Annotated in this window: 26 protein-coding genes, 1 tRNA gene and 1 pseudogene; 13 read left to right on the forward strand and 15 right to left on the reverse strand. The window is 58.3% G+C overall.

Features of this window, described 5'->3' with window-relative positions:
* Window positions 1-46: 46 nt before the first annotated feature.
* Window positions 47-1,513, reverse strand: a complete 1,467-nt coding sequence (locus ACPYOI_RS04300) for an oligosaccharide flippase family protein (protein ID WP_481422572.1) — start codon at window positions 1,511-1,513, stop codon at window positions 47-49.
* Window positions 1,514-1,964: 451 nt separating this feature from the next.
* Here ACPYOI_RS04300 and ACPYOI_RS04305 point away from each other — a divergent pair, with 451 nt between their 5' ends.
* Window positions 1,965-2,780, forward strand: a complete 816-nt coding sequence (locus ACPYOI_RS04305) for a class I SAM-dependent methyltransferase (RefSeq protein ID WP_481419096.1) — start codon at window positions 1,965-1,967, stop codon at window positions 2,778-2,780.
* A gap of 170 nt (window positions 2,781-2,950) precedes the next feature.
* Here the strand turns inward: ACPYOI_RS04305 and ACPYOI_RS04310 are convergent, their stop codons facing one another.
* The 3 genes and pseudogenes from ACPYOI_RS04310 to ACPYOI_RS04320 form a co-directional block, all read right to left on the reverse strand.
* A complete protein-coding gene (locus ACPYOI_RS04310) occupies window positions 2,951-3,208 on the reverse strand; it encodes a hypothetical protein (protein WP_481419097.1) in 258 nt (85 codons plus the stop codon).
* Between the two features lie 54 nt (window positions 3,209-3,262).
* Window positions 3,263-3,436, reverse strand: a pseudogene (locus ACPYOI_RS04315) (thermonuclease family protein); the annotation flags it as partial.
* Window positions 3,437-3,900: 464 nt separating this feature from the next.
* Window positions 3,901-4,182: a hypothetical protein gene (locus ACPYOI_RS04320; protein WP_168827806.1), complete on the reverse strand. Its 282-nt coding sequence runs from the start codon at window positions 4,180-4,182 to the stop codon at window positions 3,901-3,903.
* A gap of 140 nt (window positions 4,183-4,322) precedes the next feature.
* Between ACPYOI_RS04320 and ligD the strand changes: the two genes are divergently transcribed.
* Entirely contained in the window at window positions 4,323-5,372 is a 1,050-nt protein-coding gene (gene ligD / locus ACPYOI_RS04325; protein WP_481422573.1) for a non-homologous end-joining DNA ligase, read from the forward strand.
* On the opposite strand, the gene ACPYOI_RS04330 is transcribed toward ligD, so the two are convergent.
* Window positions 5,369-5,851 (reverse strand): hypothetical protein, encoded by a 483-nt coding sequence (locus ACPYOI_RS04330; RefSeq protein ID WP_481422574.1) that lies wholly within the window; start codon window positions 5,849-5,851, stop codon window positions 5,369-5,371. The two genes, ligD and ACPYOI_RS04330, sit on opposite strands and share 4 nt — an antisense overlap.
* A 188-nt stretch (window positions 5,852-6,039) precedes the next feature.
* On the opposite strand from ACPYOI_RS04330, the gene ACPYOI_RS04335 reads away from it, so the two are divergent.
* Window positions 6,040-6,627, forward strand: coding sequence for a hypothetical protein (locus tag ACPYOI_RS04335; protein WP_481419100.1), 588 nt, complete (start codon window positions 6,040-6,042; stop codon window positions 6,625-6,627).
* Here the strand turns inward: ACPYOI_RS04335 and ACPYOI_RS04340 are convergent.
* Window positions 6,624-7,907 carry a tyrosine-type recombinase/integrase gene (locus tag ACPYOI_RS04340; protein ID WP_481419101.1) on the reverse strand — a complete coding sequence of 428 codons (1,284 nt, stop codon included), beginning with the start codon at window positions 7,905-7,907 and terminating at the stop codon, window positions 6,624-6,626. The two genes, ACPYOI_RS04335 and ACPYOI_RS04340, sit on opposite strands and share 4 nt — an antisense overlap.
* A gap of 87 nt (window positions 7,908-7,994) precedes the next feature.
* Here ACPYOI_RS04340 and ACPYOI_RS04345 point away from each other — a divergent pair.
* Window positions 7,995-8,115: transfer RNA gene (locus ACPYOI_RS04345), tRNA-Arg, on the forward strand.
* 190 nt (window positions 8,116-8,305) lie between these two features.
* Here the strand turns inward: ACPYOI_RS04345 and ACPYOI_RS04350 are convergent.
* Entirely contained in the window at window positions 8,306-10,222 is a 1,917-nt protein-coding gene (locus ACPYOI_RS04350) for an acyltransferase family protein (protein ID WP_481419102.1), read from the reverse strand.
* A gap of 534 nt (window positions 10,223-10,756) precedes the next feature.
* Here ACPYOI_RS04350 and ACPYOI_RS04355 point away from each other — a divergent pair.
* Complete coding sequence (locus ACPYOI_RS04355) at window positions 10,757-11,809, forward strand: diguanylate cyclase domain-containing protein (protein WP_481419103.1); 1,053 nt, start codon at window positions 10,757-10,759, stop codon at window positions 11,807-11,809.
* Between the two features lie 109 nt (window positions 11,810-11,918).
* On the opposite strand, the gene ACPYOI_RS04360 is transcribed toward ACPYOI_RS04355, so the two are convergent.
* The 6 genes from ACPYOI_RS04360 to ACPYOI_RS04385 form a co-directional block, all read right to left on the reverse strand.
* The gene (locus ACPYOI_RS04360) at window positions 11,919-12,044 is read right to left on the reverse strand and encodes a hypothetical protein (protein ID WP_409527104.1); all 126 of its coding nucleotides are present in this window, start codon (window positions 12,042-12,044) and stop codon (window positions 11,919-11,921) included.
* Between the two features lie 245 nt (window positions 12,045-12,289).
* Window positions 12,290-12,574 (reverse strand): hypothetical protein, encoded by a 285-nt coding sequence (locus tag ACPYOI_RS04365; RefSeq protein WP_481419104.1) that lies wholly within the window; start codon window positions 12,572-12,574, stop codon window positions 12,290-12,292.
* Window positions 12,575-12,826: 252 nt separating this feature from the next.
* Window positions 12,827-13,594, reverse strand: coding sequence for an amino acid ABC transporter ATP-binding protein (locus ACPYOI_RS04370; RefSeq protein ID WP_168832830.1), 768 nt, complete (start codon window positions 13,592-13,594; stop codon window positions 12,827-12,829).
* A 17-nt stretch (window positions 13,595-13,611) separates the two neighbouring features.
* Window positions 13,612-14,766, reverse strand: a complete 1,155-nt coding sequence (locus ACPYOI_RS04375; protein ID WP_168832829.1) for an amino acid ABC transporter permease — start codon at window positions 14,764-14,766, stop codon at window positions 13,612-13,614.
* Window position 14,767: 1 nt separating this feature from the next.
* Window positions 14,768-15,970, reverse strand: coding sequence for an amino acid ABC transporter permease (locus tag ACPYOI_RS04380; RefSeq protein ID WP_481419105.1), 1,203 nt, complete (start codon window positions 15,968-15,970; stop codon window positions 14,768-14,770).
* Between the two features lie 96 nt (window positions 15,971-16,066).
* Entirely contained in the window at window positions 16,067-17,092 is a 1,026-nt protein-coding gene (locus tag ACPYOI_RS04385) for an amino acid ABC transporter substrate-binding protein (protein WP_168832827.1), read from the reverse strand.
* Window positions 17,093-17,467: 375 nt separating this feature from the next.
* Between ACPYOI_RS04385 and ACPYOI_RS04390 the strand changes: the two genes are divergently transcribed.
* Entirely contained in the window at window positions 17,468-18,658 is a 1,191-nt protein-coding gene (locus ACPYOI_RS04390; RefSeq protein WP_481419106.1) for a cystathionine beta-lyase, read from the forward strand.
* Here the strand turns inward: ACPYOI_RS04390 and ACPYOI_RS04395 are convergent, their stop codons facing one another.
* Both ACPYOI_RS04395 and ACPYOI_RS04400 read right to left on the reverse strand, forming a co-directional pair.
* Window positions 18,659-19,807 carry an FAD-dependent monooxygenase gene (locus ACPYOI_RS04395; RefSeq protein WP_481419107.1) on the reverse strand — a complete coding sequence of 383 codons (1,149 nt, stop codon included), beginning with the start codon at window positions 19,805-19,807 and terminating at the stop codon, window positions 18,659-18,661.
* Between the two features lie 26 nt (window positions 19,808-19,833).
* A complete protein-coding gene (locus ACPYOI_RS04400) occupies window positions 19,834-20,079 on the reverse strand; it encodes a zinc-finger domain-containing protein (protein WP_168832824.1) in 246 nt (81 codons plus the stop codon).
* Between the two features lie 156 nt (window positions 20,080-20,235).
* Here ACPYOI_RS04400 and ACPYOI_RS04405 point away from each other — a divergent pair, with 156 nt between their 5' ends.
* The 7 genes from ACPYOI_RS04405 to clpA all read left to right on the forward strand — a co-directional run bounded on the left by ACPYOI_RS04405 (window position 20,236) and on the right by clpA (window position 26,646).
* Entirely contained in the window at window positions 20,236-21,021 is a 786-nt protein-coding gene (locus ACPYOI_RS04405) for an alpha/beta fold hydrolase (RefSeq protein ID WP_481419108.1), read from the forward strand.
* A 126-nt stretch (window positions 21,022-21,147) separates the two neighbouring features.
* Window positions 21,148-21,981: a serine O-acetyltransferase gene (gene cysE, locus ACPYOI_RS04410; protein ID WP_481419109.1), complete on the forward strand. Its 834-nt coding sequence runs from the start codon at window positions 21,148-21,150 to the stop codon at window positions 21,979-21,981.
* A 117-nt stretch (window positions 21,982-22,098) separates the two neighbouring features.
* The gene (locus tag ACPYOI_RS04415) at window positions 22,099-22,302 is read left to right on the forward strand and encodes a DUF3126 family protein (protein WP_168832821.1); all 204 of its coding nucleotides are present in this window, start codon (window positions 22,099-22,101) and stop codon (window positions 22,300-22,302) included.
* Between the two features lie 174 nt (window positions 22,303-22,476).
* On the forward strand, window positions 22,477-22,908 hold the full coding sequence (locus ACPYOI_RS04420) for a DUF3597 domain-containing protein (protein ID WP_481422575.1): 432 nt from the start codon (window positions 22,477-22,479) through the stop codon (window positions 22,906-22,908).
* 239 nt (window positions 22,909-23,147) lie between these two features.
* A complete protein-coding gene (locus ACPYOI_RS04425) occupies window positions 23,148-23,519 on the forward strand; it encodes a phasin family protein (protein ID WP_481419437.1) in 372 nt (123 codons plus the stop codon).
* 261 nt (window positions 23,520-23,780) lie between these two features.
* Window positions 23,781-24,134, forward strand: coding sequence for an ATP-dependent Clp protease adapter ClpS (gene clpS, locus ACPYOI_RS04430; protein ID WP_168832853.1), 354 nt, complete (start codon window positions 23,781-23,783; stop codon window positions 24,132-24,134).
* Window positions 24,135-24,144: 10 nt separating this feature from the next.
* Window positions 24,145-26,646 carry an ATP-dependent Clp protease ATP-binding subunit ClpA gene (gene clpA / locus ACPYOI_RS04435; protein WP_481419438.1) on the forward strand — a complete coding sequence of 834 codons (2,502 nt, stop codon included), beginning with the start codon at window positions 24,145-24,147 and terminating at the stop codon, window positions 26,644-26,646.
* Window positions 26,647-26,663 lie beyond the last annotated feature (17 nt).

Consider the following 26,663-nt stretch of genomic DNA (forward strand, 5'->3'; position numbering starts at 1 on the left):
CTCGCGAGCGACACTGGGCTTCGCGCGGCGGTACGCGGCTAAACTTTCACATTTGGAGGACTCTTCCGATTGCGTAGGTTTCCGCGCCTTCTGGTCGGCCCGCGAGCCACCAAAGGGCTGCCGCCAGCCCGCCGTAACACGCTATCATCAAGGCGCATGCGGCGGAGGCTCGCCATAGGTGGGCGAGAATATCCTGTCCCTCGAACTGAAATGGCGAGGCATATCTGAAAAGCGCAAAGGTTAACGCGAGGCTGGTTAGCGGCCGTATGAACGCGGCTACCTGAGCGATCACGCTTGCGCCCGTCATCTCGCGAACGCTCCAAAGCACGATCGCCAGAACGGCAACAGCCGCGGCCGTCTGAGCTGCGAGAGCTCCGTTCACGCCATAAAGGGCGATGCAGACGAGTGTCAGCGGGATCCTGACCGCCATCTCTGCCGCCATCCGGATTGTGAGAAAATGCATCTGGTTAAGCCTGAGCGCGAGCGGCACGAGGGGCAGAAGCGGTATGGCGATGATGTTGATGATCGCCAGCCAGGCCAGGATCGGCGCCGCGGACAGCCATTGAGGACCGAAGACGATAGCGATCAACGGCTCCGCAAGAGCACCCATGATCATGTAGAGCAAGCCCAGAAATAGCATGTAGCCTCCGACCACCTGGCAGTAGATGCTGCCAAGCTCCTTCGTATCCTCAAAGCGTGCAAAGGTCGCGACCAGCGGCTTCACCAACGGCTGGACGACTGCCTGATGGGGAATGAAGCTGATGTCCGTCGCGACCGTGAACTTGCCGAAGGGAGCGGCAGGGATGAAGCGGGGGAGCATAAGGCGCTCGAGCTGCCAGTTCAGCGCCGAGATGAACTGCGTGAGCGTATTCCATCCGAAGATGCCCGAGAAGAAACGCCACTCAACAAGGGTAAGCCTTGGCGCAACGGGGACGAAGGCGAACGACAGGATAAGAGCGGCAAGCGGCGTCGCGATGATCGCCGCAACGATGGCCCAATGGCTGTGAAAGACGATGGCGACTGTGACCGCGGCGAGAAAGGCGCAACTCTTCGATGCGACGTCGATGGCGCAATCGCGTCTTAAATCGAAATGCTGGGCGAAGATGATCATCCTTGGGTTCGCCATCCCCCGCATTGCGGGGGCTAAGCTGAGGATTCCGATGACGGCGGCGAGCTCGGGATACCCGTAGAACTGCGACAAGGGCCAGGCCAGGATTCCAAGTATCAGGCCGATGACGAGACCACGGATCACGCCAAGCGTAAACGCCGTATCGAACATATCGTCGGTGGGGTTCTGGGTCCGCAGGAGTGCTGCGGCGATTGGAAGGTCGAGAATGGCCTCGACGATGAGGACGGCCGTCATGGCCATCGCGATCAGCCCCATGTCCGCGGGCGTCAGGTAGCGGGCCAGAATGACCAGGGTTCCGAGATCGATTAGCTTCGCGCCGAGCCTGCCGGCGATGGCCCATGCCCCCGCAGACGTTGCATGCGTCGACAGCGGCTTCCCGGACACGCCGGCTGGTTGGTCTATCTCAGAACGATCCGTGATCGTCTCCAGTCCAGTCACACGCGCCAAGAGCCTGAGAGTTAAAGGAGGCCACAAGCTGGGACCGTGAACAAAGCTGTGACCTCCTTTTCCCTTGGAGGAGGGATACGAGGAACGTCACCCCAGCAACCAACGCTTCCTAGTCATTCAGCAGTTAGGCTTTTCGCCGCAGTCGACTAGTTGGACAAAGGTCCTAGGACAGGTCTACGGAATGGCTCGCGCGGCTCGCCCTGATCTTCAGTGCCAACTGCCGATTTCCCCTCCAGTACGGGTGTTTTTGACTTCCCAAGCTTTGGAGCCAAATGCGGAACATTACGGGAGCAGGCTAGTTTAGATAATTCCCATCCGCCAACTCGGTGACGACGTTCATCCTTTCCCCACAGTCAGGACGATGAGCGAGTCAATGATCGGTGATAGCATGGACACGCAGGCCAAAATCAGCAAAGAGGCGCTTCAGGCATCCATCGACCGCCTTGCACCATTCCACCATGCCATTGATCTGCCCTACGGACTGAGCACTTTTGTGGCGGCCGCTTCTCGTCAAGATAGGGAACGGACGCGAATGCAAACACTCCTTGATCATGCATGGGCAAGCACGATGTCGGCCTGCGGGGGGAGTTTGGAGGGCAAACGAGTCCTCGACATAGCCTGCAACTGCGGCGGATTTGCTGTCCACGCCGCTAAAGCAGGAGCGAAACACGTCCTCGGGATTGACACTGAACCTCACTACATCGAACAGGCGAATTTCGTTAAAGAGGCCCTATCTCTTAATAATCTGAGGTTTGAGCGACTCGATCTGATGGAACTCGACCCGGCCAAACACGGGACGTTTGATCTCGTCTTATTTTTCGGCATTCTCTACCACCTGGAAAATCCGATTATGGCCGTAAAGCGCATTTCGGCCGTCACCAAAAAGGTTATTGTGGTTGACACTTCCCTCATGAAGGTGCCGATTATAAATCGAGTTCTGGATCGCTGGCCGATGTGGCATATGCGTAGGGTGGCAAGCGTTGGTCCTGATGCGAAAAACATCACGACCGCACGCTGGCGCCGAGCGGACTTCTGTCAGTTTTCCCCTAATGCCGCCGCCGTCACAAGCCTGCTGGAATATACTGGATTTACCGATATCGTTCGCCTCAAACCAACGGCAAGCGGGCTTGAGAGGCGCTACTACGATGGCCGGCGTGCAACCTTCATTGGCATTAAAACTCGCCCCGACTTGGCTCCGGCGTGATCAAGCGCACCAGTCATTTCTATGCCGCGACCGCCATTCCCTCGCAAAGCCTTCACGCAACAGAATCTGGCCGATCTCCTGCCCATTCGCCCGATAGATGTTCACCAGCGGCCGATGTGACGGCGTGTTGTCGATCGCGCCGCTCCATTCGATCCGCTCCGCTTTGTAACCTAGCGCATCCCACGCCAAACAAACTTTAGCGCTTTAAAAGCAAATACGAATCTGAGCTGAGATGGACTGTCATATCCTTCTTTCTTTTCGTGGAAGAATATGTACTTTGCGATCACGCCGGGTACAGACAAAATCAGCCATCCGCCAGCGATCAGCCTAAATACTTCAGAAAAATATGATCCTATTGAAAGGATTAGGATAATAGCAATCCGGTATACGATAATATGCTGGGAAATGAGTGTTGTTACTTTATCCATTCTAGTTCCCCGCAGTGAAGTATGGAGACACCATGCGAGATTTTATTGCTGACTTCCCTTGGCGATTAACGCCAGCTTCCGTTCCCTGATGCACTTCGCGTGCGATCCGATTTCCGGCGTATCGATGCCCGAGACGAACGGAACACCTTCTCCCAGCAATCGAATGTTCTGACCGCTCGGCAGGCACTTGACCGTGTCGCCGTCGATGGCCGCCATTGAGGCGCACATAAGCAGTTCGGTGATCAATTCTGTCCTCCATGCCTCGGCAGGCCTTTGTAATTCAACGGCTGATGTTTACGGCAATACCAGAGCGTGATTGCCTTGATCTCCTCAAAGCCGTAGCAGCCCCACTCTGTGCACCGGATGCCGGTGGCGTCCTCATGGTCGCATAGGTGATTCTCGTGAATGTTGGCGCCGGGCGCCGATGTATGAGCATCGCTGAGCATTTCCTTACCTCGGCATCTTCATCACGAAAAATCCAGACTTACCCGTCTCGCCACACTTCTTGCATCGCAGCTTGGGTTCAAGCTTGCGCAGGACGGCATCGCCTCCACACTTCAGTCTCAGCGCCCGGATATTGACTTCGGCATAGTGCTCACACTTGCAGATAGCGAATAAAATCTCCCAGCTCATGATATCGCCGAGCTTCTCCTCAGGCCCAACCCGTTCTGGCTTCCGTTCCCTTGCCATAGCTACCACCGGTTTTCCCGCTTCATCGTCATGGCTCGGGGTGGCTTGGCGGCAGGCATGAACATCACCGCCACTTTCCGGCTGCCACACACCGGGCAGCGCAGCCGCTCCGACAGCATCGACAGCGGAAAATCGCGGCCTCGCGTAGCAACCAGGGTGACGATATCCAGATCGTGCTTCCAACTGCAGGCTCGAACGGTCTTTAGACCCTCATGCTTACCCCATGCGCATCGGGCCTTAAGGTCCCAACCGGCATCCATTGCTTCGCCGATCGTTTCGGCCATGCGTCATCGTCTCCTCGTCACAGGTTTCCAGTGCCCTGATTTTCAGAAAGACGGCCGCTCGTCTGTTCCTTAATTGTTCTCATCTGCGAGGCGAGTCAAGCGGGTGATTGCTTTTTAAGCTAAGTCTGATGTGATGGGGGATGACCAAGCCGCCAAAGTCCAAGCCTCTCCTCAGCGATGCCGACTCGCCGGTTCGATCCCGGCCGCGCAAGCGGCGAGATCCCGCACAGCCGAACCTTCAACTTGATCCGATGCCCGACCGCATCGAGCCATGCCTTGCGCTGCTCAAGCCGAAGGTGCCGAAAGGTCAGGACTGGGTCTACGAGATCAAATGGGACGGCTACCGCCTGGCCGTGCACATCGAGCCGAAAGGCGTGCGGATCCTGACGCGCGGCGGCCATGACTGGACGCATCGATTTCCCACAATCGAGCAGGCGGCAAAGCAGCTCGGCGTGAATACCGCAATCCTCGACGGGGAGGCGGTGGTGTTCGACGAGCAGGGACGGTCCGATTTCGGACGGCTGCAGCAATCGCTCGGCGGCCGAGGTGGAAAGCAGAATTCCTTCGAAGCGATGTTTGTGGCCTTCGACATCCTCTATTTCGACGGTCACGATCTCACCGGCATGGACCTGATGGCGCGGCGGCATCTGCTGGAGGGTTTGGTCCCCGCCGGCGGCGAGGACACCATCCGACTGTCTGAGGAGATCAACGCCGACGGCGACAAGCTCCTTGCCGCCGCATGTGAGCATGGACTGGAGGGCGTTATCGCCAAGAACCGGCATAGCACTTACCGTTCCGGCCGCCTGGGTGATTGGGTCAAGGTCAAGTGCCTCCAGAGCGACAGCTTCATGATTGTTGGCTACGAGCGATCCGCTTCGGCGAGCCGTGGAATTGCGAGCCTGCTACTCGCAGGGCGCAAGGGCAATAGTCTCGTCTACGTTGGCGATGTCGGGACCGGATTCAAAGAGCGCGATCTGATCTATCTGTCGGAGACGCTTGACACCCTGAAGACCAGCAAGCCGGCCGTTCAGGTCAAGCGAAAGAACATCGTGTGGGTACAGCCGACGCTGATAGCCGAGATCGAATACCGCGCCTGGACGCATGACGGAAAGCTCCGGCACGCGTCCTACAAAGGCCTACGTGATAAACAGGACAACGCGGCAATTTATGAGCTGAGCGACATTCTTTAGTTACAGAAGTTGATGCCGTCTTTAACGATGACCGCCCACTTAGGGCCCAGGGTCTCGCGCGCGGAAAGCGCTTGTGCACTGCCTGGTTCGCCCTCTTTGAACATGTGCACTCCAATCGCTTGGTCGTGCGATCCGCTATAGACGACCGGGCCTGGCGTGTATGTTGTTGTTGTGTTGACCGTGCCAAAGTTTCCGAAAGAATTCACGGTTCCATACGTCCGATAGGAACCTGGCATCTGGGTCGCCTGCACATTGTTCGAGGCGGCCGCTGAGACAATGATATACCTGTCGTAACCGGCTTTGATTGTCTCGATCGCCGCTTGTTTCTGAGCGGCGCGGGCTGCACCAATGCTGCCGCACATTGGCTCGGCGCTTGTTTGAATGATTGCTTGGTTTTGCGCGACGCGCATCGTGCTCGACTGCACACAAGAGGACAGCAGCAGGCACGCTACTGCGACAGCAATAGTAACTTTCAGCATTTCTAGAATTCCCCAACCCTGAGGCGAGGAGATGACAGGACACTAACCCGAGAGTCAATCCTTAGGGCTCTGTCCTCATCTAGGACTGCAAGGCCACAGTCATCTGATCTGTGGAAACTTTGACCGTTCGACAATCGTGATTCGCGACTCAGCACGGAACTGAATGAGATAGGCTCAGGAGGTGCGGGATGTCGCTAGCCTATTACGCCCGGAACGTCGCGAGCGGTGAACGTGCCAGACGCAGGATGATGCGCGAGGGGGTCACGATGTCGGGCGCAAGACTATGGACTGAAGCGGAGTGGGAAACCGTCAGGAAGCTGGCGCCAGACTACGACGCCATAGTGAAGCAGCTTCCGCATCGGACCCGTATAGCCGTAGCCAGCCAAGCCAGGAAAATGGGCCTTCAGCGAGAAATCCATATCTGGAGCGCCGCAGATATCTTCAAGCTTCGCCGGATGTACCGGAGCGCGTCGGCCGACGAGATTTGCGCAGCATTTCCTCACTCGACCTGGGTCAATATCCGACAGGTCGCAAGATATCACGGATGCCGCCGAGATCGACGAATCGGATACAAGCTGACCGGGATACCAGCCCTCGATGAGGTCCGCCGGCGCTGCTTTGATATCCGTTGGTCAATGGTTGATCTGGACAAGGCGGCTAGAACGGGCACCTATTTCTATCGGGCGGGATGGATCGGGAAAAAGATCAATCACCGAGCGTTAGGCCGAGCCATTGAGGCACTCGATGGTGTCGTTCAGGCGCAATGGAACGACTAGACGCAATTGGCTCGGGCGAGCTTCCACACGTAATCTGCCCAAGCAGTGAGCGCCGCGCGTTTTTCTTCCGCATAATCATAGCGATTGTAGACCGCCGCAACCCCCTTGATCGAGCCGGAGCGATGGTTCAGCACGGCCTCCAAGACATGGATCGCCACACCTAGTCGCGCCATTCCGCTCGCAGCGGTTCGTCGTAGGTCGTGGAAAGTCCAAGGCTCCCACGCCGGTAGTCTTTCAGGGTCGTCTCCCCGCTTCACAGCTTCTTCCTTCGCTAACGTCAGGATTTCCTCGTCTAGCGCCTTCTTGGCTTTAGAGTAGCCCGAAATCGGCGTCGTGCCTGTGGTCGTCAGCAGGAAGATTGCTGCCGTCTTTTCATCGGGTTTGATTTTTGGAAGGGCTTCAATCTCTGTCAGCGCTGCCGATGTGAGCGGAACGTAATGCTCTTGCTGATTCTTCGCGCGCTCCGGAGGAATCACCCAGAGCTGATTATTGCCGCCTATCTCTAGTTCATCCCAGCAGAAGCCACTTACCTCGCTACGTCGTTGGGCGGTCAGCAGTAGCAGGCGCACAAACGGGCCGAAGGGGTAGCCGAGCTTCCCCGACGCCAACCACACAAGCCGGATCTCTTCATCACTTAGTACGCGGTCGCGCGTCGTCTCGGCACCTGGCGCCGCCACGCGCCGTTCCATAGGCGACGTATCGATGATGTCTCGATCGACCGCCCATGAGAAGAACTTCCGAAGTAGGCTCAAAAGCCGATTCGCCAGTACCGGCGCGCGCTCCGCCACCTCGTCGAGCAGCTTGATCACGTCCAGCCGCGTTATGCTGCGCATTGAGCGCTTGCCCCACTTCGGCTTCACTTCTTTCTCGAAAAGCCGGGTACGCTCCTTGAGAACCGAAGGGCGGTTCTTCACCGCGACATAGCGTTTCAGGAAGTCGTCTATCGCATCGCTGACCAAATCAACCTTGCGGTCTTTGCGTGCCGCTTTCTCGGCCGCTGGGTCTTTCCCTTCGGAGATGGCGCGCAACTGCTTGCTGGCCTCCTGACGGGCATCGGCAAGGGAGAAAGCGGGGTAGGGACCAACCGTGTGTTTCTTCGGCTTGCCATCGAACCGATAGCGGATCGCCCAGCTCATGGAAGCCGGCAGCTCTTTGCCGTCTCGTTCTCGCTTTGGCTGAACGATCAAATAAAGGCCCGGCAAGCCGCCGTCCGGTATTTCGCGCCTCAACGCCTCAGGTTTGATTGCCACGATCGCTTTGACGGTCAGTGCTTTTGCCATTCTCGCCCTTGGGGTAACGCTGGGGTAACAGATTTGTGCGACAGGTGGTGAAATGTCACGGTATCTTATGGCGGCATGATTTGCCAAGAACCCCTTGTTTTTCAGGCCATTCAATGTTGTGGATGAATCGTTGTGAACGACGATGAACTGATCAAGCACCTGCCTTCTAAGCAGGTGGTCGCAGGTTCGAATCCTGCAGGGGTCGCCAAAAATTTAACAGCTTAAGTGAAATGATTTTCTCGGCTCAACTTTCGGCGTGCGCTCGCGTAACACGTGCCGATTTTGTGGCTGGAACAGCCGTAGCGAGCCGATGATGCATCTCGTTTCGACGCTATGGATTTCACCCGAACAGATCGACACCTTCGATCTGGCTGCCCCGAAACTGTAGCGTGCCGTTGTCATCGGGACGGCTGAAACGTGAGGCCGTTGGATCGGAATATCCGAAAAATGTCCTTCGACCCGCTGGGTGTAAGGTGGCCATAATCGGAGGCCATTGGTGCCCCGTCAGATGCAATCATCTTGCAGGTGCCTGACGACGAGCAAACCGCTTCAAGCGGCGAGTAGTATTCTGCCCCGGTGTCGGCGAGAAGTCCCCTGAGATCGACATCGACGCGCTTGATCTCATCCAGTTCCGCCATTGCTTGACGATCGTCCGAGTATAGGCGAGGCAAAAATTCCGCTGAGAGAATGTTTGGCAGTGCGTCTCGATATTCGACTACAGGACCAACGACAACAACCTTAGGCGAAGACCGTTTCAGGAATTCCACCGTTGACTTCAGATCACGGTAAGAACCGGTGCGCCATCGTGCGCCGATGACAATGGCATCGAAGAGCTTCTCTGGGGCATACTTTTCGATTGTCCGTTGGAACGCCCTTGTGCAGTCGGATGGATTGCGTTTTCGAAGACCCGCGATCATTGGCTTGCAGCCGCTGGTGGAGACGGCAACGAAATGAACATCCGGAAATACGGCATCAAGCCCCGCGCCCAAATGGGCGGCATGGCTATCGCCAATCAAAAGGACATTCGGTCGCCCATCAACTCGCGACAGGCACTTGCGAACTTCGCTGTCGGTTGCTCCCCGCTCAAACTCTCCCATGCAGTTGAAGTCGAAGGCTTTGAAGGTGGATATGCCGTTGAAGCTATCGTAGAACGCCACCTTGGCGGGAAGGCGTTCTGGGAAGCCACCATTGAGCGCAATGGCTGTGCCGACGACAAGAGTGCAGAAGCTGGACACCACGGTGCCAACAGCGGCGAGTGACGATTTGGACCGCCGGAACGGCTGCTCTATGAATCGATAGGATCCGCAGGAAAGAAGGATGATTGCTGCGATAGTCAGGACCGTCTCAAATCCTTGCGGTTCGCTGCCGCTATATGTCCGGAAGAACACGAGCACCGGCCAATGCCAGAGGTAGAGAGAGTAAGAGATACGTCCTAAGAACCGGACTGGTGCCGCAGACAGCACGTTCCTCGTCCAGGAGCCCTGCTGGCTGGGCGCCAAAAGAATAGCAGTGGCAACGCACACAGGGAGCGCGGTTGTGCCGGGGAACGGAAAGCCGGCTCTCAGTATGAGGCTGCTCAATAGAATGAGGAGGAGGCCGACGGCATCCAGCCACATTCGCGTTCGCTCTTTGAAGTCGAGGCGCAGGAACACCATGAGACCGCCGAGCGCCAGTTCCCAGGCTCGCGATGGCAACAGGTAGAATGCTGAAACTGGATCGAGAATGACAGCGCTTATCGACCAGCACAGGCTGATTGATGCAATCGTGATGATGGTGAATAGGAGCGCTTTCGCGCTACGCCATATGCGCCACGGGACGAAAAGAAGCGCCGGCCAGAACAGATAAAACTGCTCCTCAATCCCGAGCGACCAGGTATGAAGAAGCGGCATCGAATCCGCCGCTTTTGAAAAGTATCCGGATGTGGTGATGAAGTAGATGTTCGATAGGCCAACCGAGGCATAGGTTGCCTGCCAACCCAAAGACTGCAAATCAGATGGCATGAAGAGCAGCCAGCCTCCAAGGAGGCTTGCGCACACCACGGCAACAAGTGCAGGTGCGATGCGTCGGATGCGGCGGATATAAAAGGCGGCGAATGAGAATGATCCGCTCCGTAGATCGGAAACCATCATCGACGTAATCAGGTAGCCGCTGATGACAAAAAAGACATCGACACCGATAAAGCCACCGCGAAAGGGTTTTATGCCAAAGTGGAAGAGGATGACCAAAGATACCGCGAGCGCTCGCAAGCCCTCGATATCGGCACGGAAGGAAGATTGCGAATTGTGGGAGTCGGCGGGAATGGCGCGTTGGAGCATACGATCTCATCTCATGTTTGAGATGCAACTACCATTTGTCATCGCGTCTTTTCCACAGACGCAAATCAGCGATCGATCGAGAGCTATAACATATGCTCCGGCTCGTCGATGAATATCCCGCAATAGGTCGACATCAAATCGTTCGAGTCTTGGACGCGCTGGAAGAAGCGGTAAACAGAGAGTCTTCGGCAGGTCTGCTAAGCCGGGCTTGAACTCGACCTAATGCATGCCGAGGTTTTCGGAAACGGAAAGTGGCGCTCGCAGACCCTAAGCTCATCCTCAACTGCAAGGATGTTTGGGCGATGCGAGCAATTTTGGCGAAGATCCAGTTCTTGTCGATATGGACATGCTCGAGGACGGCCGTCGTGCAGATCAGGTCATCGGCGCCGGTCTCAAAGTGCTTGATGACATCCGCGATCGGTGAAGCCGCGATCTTGGCATCCGCTGCGGAAGATGAGAATGATCTTAAGTGAAAACAGAATCTTAAAACCTTGTGCGCAACTATACGAACTGCCGTATAACGCTGGGTCAGGCATGAAGCCCTTCTCCATTATCTTTAGGCTCGCTGAGAGCCTGCCGCTGTTTGCCGCCAGGCGGAGTGACGCCGCCGTAAAAAGGCTCGAACTCGCTCTGGCCGAGAAGGAGCGGCAGTTGAAGGAGCAGGCGGCCGCCCTTGCACACAGCCGGAAGATCTTCGACCGTTCGTCTGAAGCCGCTAGGATCGGCGTCTGGGAATGCAGCCTGCCGGACAATGGCCTGGTGTGGACCGATATGGTTTACGATCTTTTCGACCTGGCGCCCGGCACTGAACTCGATCGTGCCGAGATTGTGAAATTCTACTCGACGGACTCCCTTGAGGAACTGACAAGGCTCCGGACCGAGGCGATCGAGCAGCGCAGCGGGTTCAGCATGGATGCCGAGATACTGACAGCCAAGGGCAACAGGCGTTGGATCCGCATCACCGCGACCGTCGAGTGCGAAGGTGACGTTCCTGTCCGCATTTTTGGCATGAAGCTGGATATCACCGCCGAAAAGATGATGTTCGACCAGATCCGCTATCTGGCCGAGTTCGACATGCTCACGGGATTGCCCAATCGCGCGCAGTTTCAGTCCGCCTTACAGCGCTTATCGCCGCCGCAGCCAAGCGACGCGCGTCCGGCCGCTCTTCTCCTCATCGATCTCGACGGCTTCAAGGGCATCAACGACACTTTCGGTCACCAGGCCGGTGACGACTGCCTCAAGGAGGCAGCAGAGAGATTGTTGATGATATGCCAGGGAGAAGACCTTGTTGCGCGTATCGGCGGTGACGAATTCGCCGTCCTTGTCAGTGGCCAGGGCAGGGTCGATGCTGTCGCCGATCTTGCCGAAGCGATCGTCCAATGCCTTGGCTGGGCCGTCGAGAAGGACGGAATTCGGATGCATATCGGCGCGTCAGTGGGCGTTGCACTTCTTGACGCTTCAGCGCCCACGGACCTTTTCATCAAGGCCGACGGCGCTCTCTATAAAGCCAAGACGGCCGGCAAGAACAGATTTCAAGTCTATCGGCCTTCAGAAGAGGCGGGGAAGCAGGCGATGGACGCAGCCTGAGGCCGGTCGCTTGCGTCGTTGGCAAATAGGAGCTTTCCAACCACCCACACGAAAGCACAGCCAAGCCGATACCGGCTTGGCTGTGCTGCTATGTGGGGAAGTGAACCCTTCAGTGACTGCCGGCTTTCTTGCTGGCAAGCAGCATCACGTAGTCATCGGCAGCGTCCGCCAGCGCAAGCGCCACCTCGGCCGGTTCCCAGCCGTGCTGCTGCAACTGCTTTACCATTTCAAACATGGCGGCTTCGACCTCCGTTCGGCAGTTGAGAGGTTGCTGTGATCCGCCGTTTGCATGCTGAGCGCCTTGAATTTCCATTACTGTCCACCCCGGTTTCAAGCCTCGTTTGCGGCCCTGAGCATTGCATAAGTTTTTGCTTAATCAAGCTAATGCTTAATCAACAGTTAACGCAGCTGGTTGCATGATGTCATTTGACAGGATGGAGGGGCCGGTTGAGCGATATTCTGCGCTTTCGAAGCCATCTCCTAACGGTGGTCGTTGTCTCTAAATATCGAACGGTAGACACGCCTTGAGATCATCAGGCTGCGGTCGGGCCGAATGATGTATGTCTCCTCGACAATGCGGCTTCCATCGTAAAATGTGTGCGGGAAAGCCGAGCCGACGGGGGATTTCGTCAGTTTCGTGCGAGGCTGGCCGTTATAGGTGATGCTGCCGGGGATGGGTTCCAGGCCTGGGCCGGAGATGTCGCGTGCGGTGCACCCCGCAGTTATTGCGCTCGCAAGAAGAACTGCGGCAAGTGTGACTTTCATCGGAGGTGCTCCCTCATCGGCATCGCATGGTCTAGAATTAAGATTTCGCAGCGTTTTTTCTATGGGCCGGGCACATTGCGGTTTGCCAACCGGCCATGCGTAACGAAAAAGTGTTCGCTTCCGGGACAGGCCGGCCGGATTTGTGCCGGCTTCGGTGCTGGACTCTGCAAAATGTTGCGTGGCTTGGCTTCCGCCAAAGCAAGAAAAGCCGCCGGATCGCTCCGGCGGCTTTCTTGAAAACGTTGCTCTTTCCTAGTGCAGGATCTGGCTGAGGAAGAGCTTGGTGCGCTCGTGCTGCGGATTGTCGAAGAATTCGGCGGGTGAATTCTGCTCGACGATCTGGCCCTGGTCCATGAAGATGACGCGGTTTGCGACCTGGCGGGCAAAGCCCATTTCGTGGGTCACGCAGAGCATGGTCATGCCTTCTTCGGCAAGGCCCACCATCGTATCAAGAACTTCCTTGATCATTTCCGGATCGAGCGCCGAGGTCGGCTCGTCGAACAGCATGATCTTCGGGTTCATGCAAAGCGAGCGGGCAATCGCCACGCGCTGCTGCTGGCCGCCGGAGAGCTGGCCCGGATATTTATTCGCCTGCTCCGGGATCTTGACGCGCTTGAGGAAGTGCATGGCGATCTCTTCGGCCTGCTTCTTCGGCATCTTGCGCACCCAGATCGGCGCAAGCGTGCAATTCTCAAGGATCGTCAGGTGCGGGAACAGATTGAAGTGCTGGAACACCATGCCGACTTCGCGGCGGACCTCATCGATCTTCTTCAGATCGTTGGTGAGTTCCGTGCCATCGACGATGATGTGACCCTTCTGGTGCTCTTCGAGGCGATTGATGCAGCGGATCATCGTCGACTTGCCGGAGCCGGACGGCCCGGCGATGACGATGCGCTCGCCGCGCATGACTTTCAGGTTGATGTCGCGCAGCACGTGAAAATCGCCGTACCACTTGTTCATGTTGAGGATGTCGATGGCCACATCCGTAGCGGAAATGGTCATTTTCTTGGGTTCAGCCATAGTTATTCCCTTCATTCTTATCGTTTGTGGCCGGTGTCGAGGTAGCGTTCCATGAACACGGAATAGCGCGACATGCCGAAGCAGAAAATCCAGAACACGAAACCGGCGAAGATAAGGCCGGTCATCGGCGTTACGGAGCTTGCCCAGTTGGTGTCGGCAAAGTTCAGGCGGACGATGCCGAGCAGATCGAACATGCTGATGATCGAAACGAGCGATGTGTCCTTGAACATGCCGATGAACGTATTGACGATGCCCGGGATGACGAGCTTGATCGCCTGCGGCAGAACGATGAGCCGCATCTTCTGCCAGTAGCCGAAGCCGAGGGAATCCGCACCCTCGTACTGACCTTTCGGAATGGCCTGCAGCCCGCCGCGAATGACCTCGGCCATATAGGCGGAGGCGAATATCGATACACCGATCACCGCGCGCAGCAGCTTGTCCACCGTCCAGCCTGCCGGCAGGAAGAGCGGCAGCATGACGCTCGCCATGAACAGAACGGTGATCAGCGGGATGCCGCGAATCACTTCGATGAAAATGATGCAGACCATTTTCACGACCGGCATGTTCGATCGCCGCCCGAGCGCCAGCAAGATGCCGACCGGCAGCGAGACCGCCATGCCGACGAAGGACACGACCAGCGTCACGAGCAGACCGCCCCAGAGCGGCGTCTCGACGACTTCCAGGCCAAAGCCGCCATAGAGCATGAAGAATGAAAAGATCGGCAGCACTGCAAAAAGCAGAATCGCGTTCAGGCCCTTGCGCGGCACCGACGGGATCAGCATCGGCACCAGCAGGAGGACGAAGAGGATGCCGACTATTGTCGGACGCCAGCGCTCGTCGAGAGGATAGCGGCCGAAAACGAACTGATCGAACTTCGCATTGACGAAGGCCCAGCAGGCCCCGCTCCAGCCATCGGGCTGGATGCCGCCCTGAACCGCCGTTGCGCAGAACGTGCGGTCCGGACCGGTCCAGACGGCCTGGATGAAGAGCCAGTCGACCATGTGCGGGAGGGCCCAGGCGAGCGCCGCAATGGCGAGCACCGTCAGCACGGCGTCCTTCGGTGTTGCGAGGAGGTTGCGGCGCAGCCACGCGTACGCACCGCGTTCGCCGGGCGGTGGCGGTTCAGGCGCCAGTATGGCCGTTCTGACGAAGGATGTGTTGGAAACCGACATCTTATCTCTCCACCAGTGCCATCTTGGCGTTGAACCAGTTCATGAACAGCGATGTGAGAATGCTGAGGCCGAGATAGACGGCGATCCAGATCAGCACGATTTCGATCGCCTGCCCAGTCTGGTTCAGCGTGGTTCCGCCGACAGAGACGAGGTCCGCGAAGCCTATCGCAATCGCGAGCGACGAATTCTTCGTCAGGTTCAGATACTGGCTCGTCAGCGGCGGAATGATGATGCGGAAAGCCTGCGGCACGACGACCAGGCGGGTCACGGAGGACGGATGCAGCCCGAGCGCGCTGGCGGCCTCGGACTGGCCCTTCGCCACGCCACGGATACCGGCGCGGACGATCTCGGCGATGAAGGCTGCCGTGTAGAAGGATAGCGCCAAATACAACGACATGAATTCCGGGCCGACCACCGAACCGCCCGTGAGGTTGAATTTGCCGGCGACCGGAACATCGAAGGTGACCGGCATGCCGGTCACTAGGAAGGCGAGGACGGGCAGGCCGAGGATCAATGCGATCGATGCCAGGATGGTATGGAACGGTTGGCCCGTCGCTGCCTGGCGCTTATGCGCCCAACGGGTGGTGGTGAGGGCGGCGATGACGCCAACGATCAAGGCGATCAGAACCACCCACATGCCCGGTTCGAAAATCGGCTTCGGGAAGGCGAGGCCGCGATTGTTCAGGAACATGCTGAACGGCAAATGGACGGATTCGCGCGGCTGCGGCAGCACGGCGAGAACGCCGGAATACCAGAAGAAGATGACGAGCAGCGGCGGAATATTGCGAAACACCTCAACATAGACCGTGCACAGCTTGGCGATGAGCCAGTTGTGCGACAGGCGCCCGATACCGACGATGAAGCCGATGATGGTGGCGGTGATGATGCCCGTTACGGCAACCAATATGGTGTTCAGGATGCCCACGACCAGTGCGCGGGCGTAAGTCGAATCGCTGGAGTAGGAAATAAGCGATTGTCCGACCTCGAAGCCCGCACGTCCCCTGAGGAAGGCGAAGCCGGAGGCCGTATTGCTGCGTGCGAGATTCGCGATCGTGTTATCGACGATCCACCAGATCCCTCCGACGAGGACGAGAACGGTCAGAACCTGGAAAAAGATCCCCCTGATTCTGGGATCGTAGAGGGCCGACCGTAGAGTCGATCCGGTCTTAGGCAAAGGTGTCGAATGCAAGGCCTCTTGCGTCATGCCGAGCCATTTCCCCTATATGCCCTTTTCGGGCTTTTTTCTTGGATCAGGGAAAGGCGGTTACCCGCCTTTCCGGTTCTTGTATCGAGCCAGATGTCAGCGAACCGGCGGAGCGTACTGGATGCCGCCCTTGTTCCAGAGCGCGTTCAGGCCGCGTGCAATCTTGAGCGGGCTGCCCTGACCGATGTTGCGTTCGAAGACTTCGCTGTAGTTACCGATACCCTTGATGACGTTGTAGGCCCAGTCGTTGGTCAGGCCGAGGTCGGTGCCGATCTTGGTGTCGGCTTCGGTGCCCAGGAAGCGCTTGATGTCCGGGTTCGGCGAGTTCTTCATCTCATCGACGTTCGCCTGGGTGATGCCGAATTCTTCAGCGTTGACCAGCGCGAAGGCCGTCCAGGAAACAATATCGAACCACTGGTCGTCGCCCTGACGAACGGCGGGGCCGAGCGGCTCCTTGGAGATGATTTCCGGAAGGATCACGTGCTCGTCAGGATTCTTCAGTGTCAGACGCACCGAGTAGAGCTGCGACTGGTCGGTCGTATAGACGTCGCAGCGGCCGGCTTCGTATGCCGCGCCGACTTCTTCCAGCTTTTCGAAAACGACCGGATTGTACTGAAGGTTGTTGGCCTTGAAGTAGTCGGCGAGGTTGAGCTCGGTGGTCGTGCCGGCCTGGACACAGACGGCAGCGCCGGAAAGCTCGAGTGCCGATTTCACGTTGAGGCTCTTGCGAACCATGAAGCCCTGACCGTCGTAATAGGTGACCGGGCGGAAGTTGAAGCCGAGAGCGGTATCGCGGTTGATCGTCCAGGTCGTGTTGCGCGAGAGGAGGTCAACTTCGCCGGACTGCAGGGCCGGGAAACGGTCTTTCGCGGAAAGTGGCGTGTACTTGACCTTGGTCGGGTCGCCGAAGACGGCTGAAGCAACGGCCTTGCAGAAATCAACGTCGAAACCGGCCCAGTTGCCGGACGCATCAGGCTGCGCAAAGCCCGGAAGCCCCGAGTTGACGCCGCACTGGATGAAACCCTTTGCCTTCACGTCCCCAAGAGTGGTCGCCGAGGCAGCCGAGGCGCCAAGGGCGAAAACTGCTGCGCCGACGGCGGCGGACAGGAGCTTAATGTTCATTTTTTCCCAACCTTTTATCTGTTGTCTTATGTTTTTGTTGAAGAGACAGCCGAAGCAGGCCATGCGTCCCCCAATTCTCGACACCCTCCCGGCGCGAGTGTTTCTATCACAGTCGCAAATGTCACCCCGGTCAAGTGTCGCGGCATATAATTGGGGCAGAAATTAGCATTTTGACCGAATGCGCCGCTGCAATAGGCACCAGGGCAAGAAATGGGCAGGACTCTGCGGAAAAATATCTCGAAAATTCACTGATATATCTCGTGGCGTGAGGGCACACATAGTTCCTCGCATGGCTTCGTGCGGGGGGTTGACCGGCTTGCGGGGCGGGTCCAAAAGTTGGGCTTTGCATCCTCCGCCAGAAGGCTATTCGAGATTATGAAAGATAAAGACAGCTTGCTGCAGAATGCCGGAATCAATACCCGCCTCACGCATGTCGGTAACGATCCTTTGGACTACCACGGCTTCGTCAATCCTCCGGTCGTCCACGCCTCAACAGTACTGTTTCCGAACGCCAAGACGATGGAGAAACGGTCCCAGAAATACACCTACGGCACGCGTGGGACACCGACGACGGACGCGCTGTGCGAAGCGATCAATGAGCTTGAGGGAGCAGCAGGGACAATCCTGGTGCCGTCGGGTCTTGCAGCTGTCACGGTGCCGTTGCTGGGATTCCTCGCCTCCGGCGATCATGCCCTGATCGTCGATTCGGTCTATCAGCCGACTCGGCATTTCTGCGACACGATGCTGACACGCCTCGGCGTTGAGGTGGAATATTACGACCCGGCCATCGGCGTCGGAATCGAGCAGTTGTTCAAACCAAACACGAAGCTGGTGCACCTGGAGGCGCCGGGTTCCAACACGTTCGAAATGCAGGACGTTCCGGCCATTGCGGCGATCGCCCACAAGCATGGTGCGATCGTTGCCCTGGACAACACCTGGGCGACGCCGGTCTACTTCCGGCCGCTCGACTTCGGCGTCGATATTTCCATGCACGCCGCGACCAAATATCCGTCCGGGCATTCCGACATTCTGATGGGCACGGTTTCGGCCAATGCCAAGCACTGGGAGCAGCTCAAGGAGGCGAACGGCGCGCTCGGCATTTGCGGTGCGCCTGATGACGCTTATCAGATCCTCCGCGGGCTTCGCACGATGGGCATCCGCCTCGAGCGCCACTATGAAAGCGCACTTGATATCGCAAAGTGGCTTGAGGGCAGGGAAGACGTCGCCAAAGTGCTGCATCCGGCGCTGCCAAGCTTCCCCTCGCACGAGCTTTGGAAGCGCGATTTCAAAGGCGCAAGCGGCATCTTCTCGTTCGTGCTTGCCGCAGAAAGCCCAGAGAAATTCAAGCCGAAGGCGCACGCCTTCCTCGATGCGCTGCGGATCTTCGGCCTGGGATATTCCTGGGGCGGTTTCGAGAGCCTGGCGGTGCACGTCAACCTCAACGACCGCCGCATCTGCAAGGCGCCGACGGAAGGACCTGTCATCCGGCTTCAGATCGGCCTGGAAGACGTGGCCGACATCAAGGCCGACATCGAACGCGGCTTTGCGGCGGCGAATGAGGTCTGATCAGCCGATCGGACGGTAGCCGTAGATCCAGTCGAGATCCGCCGCGAGACTTTGCGGCGGTTTCAGCGCAAGCACGAGATCACGGCCGAGGCGGATCGGTCCGCTTGCGTGGTAGGCAAAGCGGTTGAAGGCGCCGCGCTTGCGGACTTGAGCAATCCGTGGCGCCCGCTGCCGTTCGAACCGTGCCAGAGCTTCGGCGGGCTCATGGGCGCCGAGCAGGGCTGCGAGCTCATAGGCGTCTTCGATCGCCATAGCTGCACCCTGCGCCGCAAACGGCATCATGGCGTGAGCGGCATCGCCGATGAGGACGGTATCTTTTCCGTTCTGCCAATGGCCCGTTGTCGTCTCGTAAAGCGGCCAGAAGGTCATTTGAACGTCCCCGAGCAGAGACTTGATATCGGGATGCCATCCCGAAAGCCGCGTGCGGAGCTGTTTCGACTGCTGGTCCGTCGGCTCGTTTCGCCAGTCCTGTGGTGCGGCGTTGCCGGCCGTGATGGCGACGAGGTTGAAATTGGCCGTCTCCTTCAGCGGATAGCATACAAGGTGAGCCGAAGGACTAAGGAATGCCGAGACACTCGAACGATCGAGGAAAGCCGGCGCGGAACTGCCGGCGATCGTGAAGCGATAGGCGACGTGGCCGGAAAAACGGGGCAAGGGGCTTGCCTCGATTGCCCGCCGCAGCTTCGACCAGACGCCGTCGGCGCCGACGATAACCTCCGGCTTGCGGCCGGTCTGCGGGATTGCTCCGGGCTCGATTCCGCTCCCGAGATGAAGGGTGCAGAGGGGATTTGCCGCGACGGCTGCGATCAGCACTTTTTGCAGCGTCGCGCGGTGCAGGACGCCATAGGGCGCACCCCAGCGGCTGCGGGCGAAATCGCCTGCGGGAACGGAAGCTAGCGGGCGAAGCGTGTGCCCGGAGACAAGACGGATCGATTCCGGCTCGAGCCAGACTTTTTCGATATCCGCCAGCACGCCGAGCTCGCCAAGGATGCGCGAGGCGTTCGGCGAGATCTGCAGGCCGGCGCCCGCCTCGGCAAGTACATCGGCCTGCTCGAAAATATCGGAGCTGATGCCGCGTCTGGCGAGCGCCAGAGCAGCGGCAAGGCCCGCAATTCCGGCGCCGATGATGGCGGCATGTCTGACCGGCATACTTGGTCCGATCCGGATGAGCGGAATTAGGCTGCCTTGACGTGGAAGACGCAGCCGGGAGGGTTCGTCTGGGACGGCTTCAGCGCGCTATTGAAGCGGTAGAGCGTCGAGCAATAGGAGCAAACCTTCTCGTTGTCGTCGCCCATGTCGATGAAGATATGCGGATGGTCGAACGGCGCCGATGCACCGGTGCACATGAATTCCTTCACGCCGACTTCGATCACGCCGTGTCCGCCGTCGTTCTGGAAGTGGGGAATGCTGTGGCCGGCCATGTCTGTCTCCGAAGCTTTGAAATGTGCCCGGACCTTATAATCCCTTGCCGCAAATGTGTAGAGCCAAAGCGCTGCACGCCGCATGGTTTTTTGGCGCGGCGAGGGTTCACCTCCGCCCTTTGATAAAATATGGTCCGGCCAAAAAGGACGGCCCTTATGAATTTGAATACGCCTGTATTTTCCAGCTTTACCCGTGACGGCCTGAAACTCGCCTTCTTCGACGAAGGCGATCCGAGCGGCCCGCCGGTGCTGCTCATTCACGGTTTCGCCTCGAACGCCAACGTCAACTGGGTGCATCCCGGCTGGCTGAAGACACTGGGCGATGCGGGCTACCGGGTGATCGCGATCGACAACCGCGGCCATGGCGCGAGCGACAAACCTCACGATTCAGAAGCGTACCGGCCGTGGATCATGGCGGAAGATGCCGTGGGGCTGCTCGATCATCTCGGCATTCCGGAAGCCAATGTCATGGGCTATTCGATGGGCGCGCGGATATCCGTCTTCGCGGCGCTCGCCCATCCGGATCGCGTCCGCTCGCTCGTGCTTGGCGGCCTCGGCAACGGGATGACGGACGGCGTGGGCGACTGGGACCCGATTGCGGATGCGCTGCTCGCACCCTCGCTCGACGACGTCACGCATGCCCGCGGGCGCATGTTCCGCGCGTTTGCCGATCAGACGAAGAGCGACCGGGTGGCACTGGCATCCTGCATCCAGGGATCGCGCGACCTCGTGTCGCGTGCCGACATGGGCAAGATCGAGGCGCCGACCTTGATCGGCGTTGGAACCAAGGACGATATTGCCGGTGCTCCAGAGAAACTGGCAGCGCTTATGCCGCATGCCCGGGCGCTCGACATTCCCGGCCGCGATCATATGCTTGCGGTCGGTGATAAAGTGTTCAAGAAGGCCGTTCTGGAGTTCTACGAGGAGGTCGCCGGGCGGTGACAATCTGCCTCGAATGGTCGCGGTCACCGAAAAAACATCCTAAAAACGCATGGTTCCCGCACCCATTTATGTTAGAGGCGTTTTACCCTATATAATGTCATTCCGACGGAAACGAGGAGACCTGGAATGGTCGCGAAGACAGACGCTCGTCCTTTTGAAGCAGCGAGCCCGCTGAAGGTCATGGATCCGATCTGGGACAGCCTGCGCGAGGAAGCGCGCGTGGCTGCGGAGAAGGATCCGGTGCTGGCGGCTTTCCTCTATTCGACGGTGATCAATCACCGTTCGCTGGAAGAATGCGTCATCCATCGCATCTGCGAACGCCTCGACCATCCCGACATGCAGGCCACGCTGCTGCGGCAAGTCTTCGACCACATGCTGGAAGACTGGCCGGAATGGAGCGACATTCTGCGCGTCGATATCCAGGCCGTTTACGACCGTGATCCGGCGTGCCTCCGCTTCATGGAAGCCGTTCTGTATTTCAAGGGGTTCCATGCACTGCAGACGCATCGCCTGGCGCACTGGCTGCTCAATCAGGGGCGCCGCGACCTCGCGCTCTATCTGCAGAGCCGGTCGTCCAGCGTCTTCCAGACGGACATCAATCCCGCCGCGCGTATCGGCAGGGGCATCTTCCTGGATCATGCCACCGGCCTCGTCGTTGGCGAAACGGCGGTAATCGGCGACAACGTCTCGATCCTGCATGGGGTCACGCTCGGCGGCACGGGCAAGGAGGGCGCGGACCGTCACCCGAAGATCGGCAGCGGCGTCCTCATCGGCGCGGGTGCGAAGATTCTCGGCAATATCCAGATCGGCTATTGCTCGCGCGTGGCCGCCGGCTCGGTCGTGCTGCAGCCCGTTCCGCCAAAGACGACAGTTGCAGGCGTGCCGGCGAAGGTCGTCGGAGAAGCCGGGTGTTCGGAGCCGTCGCGGATCATGGATCAGGTGATCGGCGCCGATATCTGAACGCAGAAAAGCCTGCGGATCTGATGGGGAAGCAAGCGCGCAAGTGCCGCCGCAGCCTTTACAGCGTTGCTTTTCCTGTGCGAGAAGCGGCCAACCAAACCCGCTAGGAGATCAAGTGTGAAGCCTGAAGAACTCAAGAAGCTCGACGCCTATTTCAAACGCACGCTCAACCCGCAGATGGTCGTGAAGGCGCGTCCGCGGAAGGACGATTCCGCGGAAGTTTATCTCGGCGAAGAGTTCCTGGGTGTCGTCTATCTCGACGACGAAGATGGCGATCGCTCCTATAACTTCTCGATGGCGATCCTCGACGTCGACCTCTGATGATCAAATGTCGCGAGCCGCATTCTTGCGGCTTGCCTGCCTGACCGAGCCATCCCATCCGTTGGCATGCTGTGCCAGCCGCAGCAACAATCTCACAGCCCAAGCTGGATGAGTTCGTCCTCCGCCCCATTTTAGCTTCTGCGAATGCGACCAGGCTAAATTGGAGGATAGGACATGGGTATTTTCGAGAAGATCAAGAATGCGATTTTCGGCGAGGCGCAAGCTGCGCCGGTGAAGGAGGCAGGGGCAGCACCAAAAGCGCAGCCCACGCCAACCCCGGCCTCACCCTCTGCTGCGCCATCCACAGCATCCTCAACAGCGTCGCCGGCTCCTGCGGCTTCGGCGGCCCCCATCGATATTGCTCCTATTCTCGACGCTGCGGTCAAGAAGAGTGGACAGAAGCTGGATTGGCGCCGTTCGATCGTCGACCTGATGAAGGCAGTCGGCATGGATGCAAGCATGTCCGAGCGCAAGGAGCTTGCGGCGGAGCTTGGGTATTCAGGCGACACAAGCGATTCCGCCAAGATGAACATGTTTCTCCACAAGGCGCTGATGAAGAGGCTGTCCGAAAATGGCGGGAAGGTTCCGGCCGATCTGATGGATTGACGCGCTGATCGGCGCAAAGCGCGAGAATGAAGGCTTCGTGATTATATTTGGCGAAGCCTCAGGTTGTGGCTGACTGATATATATCTTTGAAATCAACCAGGCAGGTGCGCGGCTCGTTCCTAATAGCGCGCCGGCAACCCCGGCTGCAATCTCCAGTGGTTGTGCAATGCACAAAAAATGCTTGACTATATATGCGGTGCAGCTAACGTTTCCCAGCCAGCAACACATGGAGGATGGGCATGTTCAACTTTGACGAAACCAGCCGCAAGAGCAGGGAAGCCATGGATACGGTTCTGAAGAGCTATTCCGATACCACCAAGGGCTTCCAGGCGATTGCCACCGAAGCGGCTGATTTTTCCAAGAAGTCTTTCCAGGACGCAGTCAATCACTTCGAGACGCTGTCGGGCGCTCGCAGCTTCGAAGCCGTCTTCGAACTCCAGACCGGCTACATCAAGTCGTCCTACGAGAATTTCATCGCCGAGGCGACGAAGATGGGCGAAATGTATGCCGATCTCGCCAAGGGCGCCTACAAGCCCTATGAAGCGCCGCTCGCCGCTCCGCCGGCCAGGGCGCCGAAAGCTGCAGCTCAGGTAGCGCCCGCAGCCGCATAAGATCGAGGGCGCGAATAGCGCATCCCCTTGAAAAATGGAGACCGGCAACGCATCTGTTGCCGGTCTTTTTTGTTTCCTCAAACCTCGGAAGAAGCCACGCGGGACTTTTTTAGTCTTTGCGTCCGGTCCTGCGGAATTGTGATTGCAGTCGGAAACAAGGGGCTTAAAATCGATGCATTATGAACTAAGTTAGTGTTTCAGATATCCGGTGGGTAAAGCAGCCTCCCATGCACCATTGGACTGATCGAGGAATGAATGAACATGATCGTAAAGCCGATCCGGATGCAGAACGATAGCGAAAGGAACGGGGACAACGGAAATCGCGGAACCTCGGTCATCACACGTACCAAGCCGAAGACCAAGAAGCCCAATCTCTATCGCGTACTCATTCTGAACGATGACTACACTCCGATGGAATTCGTCATCCACATTCTGGAGCGTTTTTTTCAAAAGGATCGTGAAAGTGCCACCCGCATTATGCTCCATGTCCATAACCACGGCGTCGGCGAATGCGGAATATTTACATACGAGGTAGCGGAAACGAAGGTGAGTCAGGTGATGGATTTCGCCCGCCAGCACCAGCATCCGCTGCAATGCGTCATGGAAAAGAAGTGAGGATCTAAACGTGCCAACATTTTCGCCTAGTCTTGAGAAGGCGCTCCATCAGGCACTGACCTTTGCCAACGAGCGGCACCATGAATATGCGACGCTCGAACATCTGCTGCTCGCCTTGATCGACGATGCCGATGCGGCAGCTGTCATGGGTGCATGCAATGTCGACCTCGATGCACTCCGCAAGACGCTGATCGAATACGTCGACAACGAGCTTTCCAATCTGGTCACGGGATATGACGAGGACTCCAAGCCGACCTCCGGCTTCCAGCGCGTCATCCAGCGAGCGGTGATCCACGTGCAGTCGTCGGGACGCGAAGAGGTGACCGGGGCAAACGTCCTCGTCGCAATATTTGCCGAGCGCGAAAGCCATGCGGCCTATTTCCTGCAGGAGCAGGAAATGACCCGCTACGACGCCGTCAACTATATCTCTCACGGTATCGGGAAGCGTCCCGGCTCTTCGGAAGTCCGCAGCCCACGCGGCGCCGAGGACGGCGAGCCCGACAGCAAGCCGAGTGCATCGCGCGGCGGTGAAGAGGAAACTGGTGCCAAGAAGCAGCAGGACGCGCTGAAGGCCTATTGCGTCAATCTCAACGAGAAGGCCAAGAGCGGCAAGATCGATCCGTTGATCGGCCGCAACGCGGAAGTCAGCCGTACCATCCAGGTTCTGTGCCGCCGTTCCAAGAACAACCCGCTCTACGTGGGCGATCCTGGCGTCGGCAAGACCGCGATCGCCGAAGGTCTCGCCAAGCGCATCGTGGAAGGCAAGGTGCCGGAAGCGCTCGCTGACGCCACGATCTTCTCGCTCGACATGGGCACGCTGCTTGCCGGCACGCGTTACCGTGGCGATTTCGAAGAGCGCCTGAAGCAGGTCGTCAAGGAACTGGAAGAATATCCGGGTGCCGTGCTGTTCATCGATGAAATCCATACGGTCATCGGCGCCGGCGCGACCTCGGGTGGCGCAATGGATGCGTCGAACCTGCTGAAGCCGGCGCTTTCCAACGGCGCGATCCGTTGCATCGGCTCGACGACCTACAAGGAATACCGCCAGTTCTTCGAGAAGGACCGTGCTCTCGTCCGCCGCTTCCAGAAGATCGACGTCAACGAGCCGTCGATCGACGATGCGATCGAGATCATGAAGGGCCTGAAGCCCTATTTCGAAGAGTACCACCACCTGCGTTATTCGAACGACGCCATCAAGACTGCCGTCGAGCTTTCGGCCCGCTACATTTCGGACCGCAAGCTGCCGGACAAGGCGATCGACGTCATCGATGAAACGGGCGCTGCGCAAATGCTGCTGCCGCCGTCCAAGCGCCGCAAGCTGATCACCGAAAAGGAGATCGAGGCGACGGTTGCGACCATGGCTCGCATTCCGCCGAAGACCGTGTCGAAGGATGACGAAGCCGTCCTTGCCAATCTCGAGCAGGAACTGCGCTCGGTGGTCTATGGCCAGGATACGGCGATCGAAGCCCTTTCGACCTCGATCAAGCTGGCGCGGGCGGGTCTGCGCGAGCCGAACAAGCCGATCGGCGCTTACGTCTTTTCCGGCCCGACCGGCGTCGGCAAGACGGAAGTCGCCAAGCAGCTTGCCTCCTCGCTTGGTGTCGAGCTGTTGCGCTTCGACATGTCGGAATACATGGAGCGGCACACGGTTTCCCGTCTGCTCGGTGCACCTCCCGGCTATGTCGGCTTCGATCAGGGCGGCCTCTTGACCGATGGCGTCGATCAGCATCCGCATTGCGTGGTTCTGCTCGACGAAATCGAGAAGGCGCATCCGGATATCTACAACATCCTGCTGCAGGTCATGGACCATGGCGCTCTGACGGATCATAACGGCAAGAAGATCGACTTCCGCAACGTCATCCTGATCATGACGACCAATGCGGGCGCGTCGGAAATGGCCAAGGCTGCGATCGGCTTCGGTTCGTCCAAGCGCACCGGCGAGGACGAGGAAGCGCTGAACCGCCTCTTCACGCCCGAGTTCCGCAACCGTCTCGACGCGATTATCCCTTTCGCGGCGCTGCCGACGGCGGTGATCCACAAGGTCGTGCAGAAGTTCATCATGCAGCTCGAAGCGCAATTGTCCGAGCGCAATGTCACCTTCGATCTGCAGGAAGACGCGGTCGACTGGCTGGCGGAAAAGGGTTACGACGACAAGATGGGCGCGCGCCCGCTCGCCCGCTTGATCCAGGAAGTCATCAAGAAGCCGCTGGCGAACGAAATCCTCTTCGGCAAGCTGAAGAAGGGCGGCGTCGTCAACGTCAAGGTCGGCCCGAAGGAAGACGGCAAGCCCGGCATCGTTCTGGAAGCCATTCCGGAATCCGCGCCGATCAAGCCGAAGCGGGAGGCCGAAACCGTTCATCCCGAAGCAGACGGCGAGGATGACGGCGAGCTGAAGACGAAGGCAAAGGCCAAGAAGGCTCCAGCCAGGAAGGCAAGGGCGCAAGCCGAGGCCGAGGTCAGGAGCGCGACGAGGAAGGGCAGCACGGTGCCGAAGGTGCCGCGCAAGAAGTAATCGTCACCGGCAGGTGA

This window comes from Rhizobium sp. SVR5-2C (assembly GCF_056755115.1).

Excerpts from the sequence above, each read along its gene's own strand:
- ACPYOI_RS04310 (WP_481419097.1), bottom strand. The coding sequence starts at position 3,208 with ATGGATAAAGTAACAACACTCATTTCCCAGCATATTATCGTATACCGG.
- ACPYOI_RS04330 (WP_481422574.1), bottom strand. The coding sequence starts at position 5,851 with ATGCTGAAAGTTACTATTGCTGTCGCAGTAGCGTGCCTGCTGCTGTCC.
- ACPYOI_RS04405 (WP_481419108.1), top strand. The coding sequence starts at position 20,236 with ATGAATTTGAATACGCCTGTATTTTCCAGCTTTACCCGTGACGGCCTG.
- ACPYOI_RS04375 (WP_168832829.1), bottom strand. The coding sequence starts at position 14,766 with ATGTCGGTTTCCAACACATCCTTCGTCAGAACGGCCATACTGGCGCCT.
- ACPYOI_RS04335 (WP_481419100.1), top strand. The coding sequence starts at position 6,040 with ATGTCGCTAGCCTATTACGCCCGGAACGTCGCGAGCGGTGAACGTGCC.
- cysE (WP_481419109.1), top strand. The coding sequence starts at position 21,148 with ATGGTCGCGAAGACAGACGCTCGTCCTTTTGAAGCAGCGAGCCCGCTG.
- ACPYOI_RS04365 (WP_481419104.1), bottom strand. The coding sequence starts at position 12,574 with ATGAAAGTCACACTTGCCGCAGTTCTTCTTGCGAGCGCAATAACTGCG.
- ACPYOI_RS04370 (WP_168832830.1), bottom strand. The coding sequence starts at position 13,594 with ATGGCTGAACCCAAGAAAATGACCATTTCCGCTACGGATGTGGCCATC.
- ACPYOI_RS04305 (WP_481419096.1), top strand. The coding sequence starts at position 1,965 with ATGGACACGCAGGCCAAAATCAGCAAAGAGGCGCTTCAGGCATCCATC.
- ACPYOI_RS04320 (WP_168827806.1), bottom strand. The coding sequence starts at position 4,182 with ATGGCCGAAACGATCGGCGAAGCAATGGATGCCGGTTGGGACCTTAAG.
- ACPYOI_RS04390 (WP_481419106.1), top strand. The coding sequence starts at position 17,468 with ATGAAAGATAAAGACAGCTTGCTGCAGAATGCCGGAATCAATACCCGC.
- ACPYOI_RS04350 (WP_481419102.1), bottom strand. The coding sequence starts at position 10,222 with ATGCTCCAACGCGCCATTCCCGCCGACTCCCACAATTCGCAATCTTCC.
- clpS (WP_168832853.1), top strand. The coding sequence starts at position 23,781 with ATGATCGTAAAGCCGATCCGGATGCAGAACGATAGCGAAAGGAACGGG.
- ACPYOI_RS04380 (WP_481419105.1), bottom strand. The coding sequence starts at position 15,970 with ATGACGCAAGAGGCCTTGCATTCGACACCTTTGCCTAAGACCGGATCG.
- ACPYOI_RS04400 (WP_168832824.1), bottom strand. The coding sequence starts at position 20,079 with ATGGCCGGCCACAGCATTCCCCACTTCCAGAACGACGGCGGACACGGC.
- ACPYOI_RS04360 (WP_409527104.1), bottom strand. The coding sequence starts at position 12,044 with ATGTTTGAAATGGTAAAGCAGTTGCAGCAGCACGGCTGGGAACCGGCC.
- ACPYOI_RS04355 (WP_481419103.1), top strand. The coding sequence starts at position 10,757 with ATGAAGCCCTTCTCCATTATCTTTAGGCTCGCTGAGAGCCTGCCGCTG.
- ACPYOI_RS04425 (WP_481419437.1), top strand. The coding sequence starts at position 23,148 with ATGTTCAACTTTGACGAAACCAGCCGCAAGAGCAGGGAAGCCATGGAT.
- ACPYOI_RS04395 (WP_481419107.1), bottom strand. The coding sequence starts at position 19,807 with ATGCCGGTCAGACATGCCGCCATCATCGGCGCCGGAATTGCGGGCCTT.
- ACPYOI_RS04420 (WP_481422575.1), top strand. The coding sequence starts at position 22,477 with ATGGGTATTTTCGAGAAGATCAAGAATGCGATTTTCGGCGAGGCGCAA.
- ACPYOI_RS04340 (WP_481419101.1), bottom strand. The coding sequence starts at position 7,907 with ATGGCAAAAGCACTGACCGTCAAAGCGATCGTGGCAATCAAACCTGAG.
- ACPYOI_RS04385 (WP_168832827.1), bottom strand. The coding sequence starts at position 17,092 with ATGAACATTAAGCTCCTGTCCGCCGCCGTCGGCGCAGCAGTTTTCGCC.
- ligD (WP_481422573.1), top strand. The coding sequence starts at position 4,323 with ATGACCAAGCCGCCAAAGTCCAAGCCTCTCCTCAGCGATGCCGACTCG.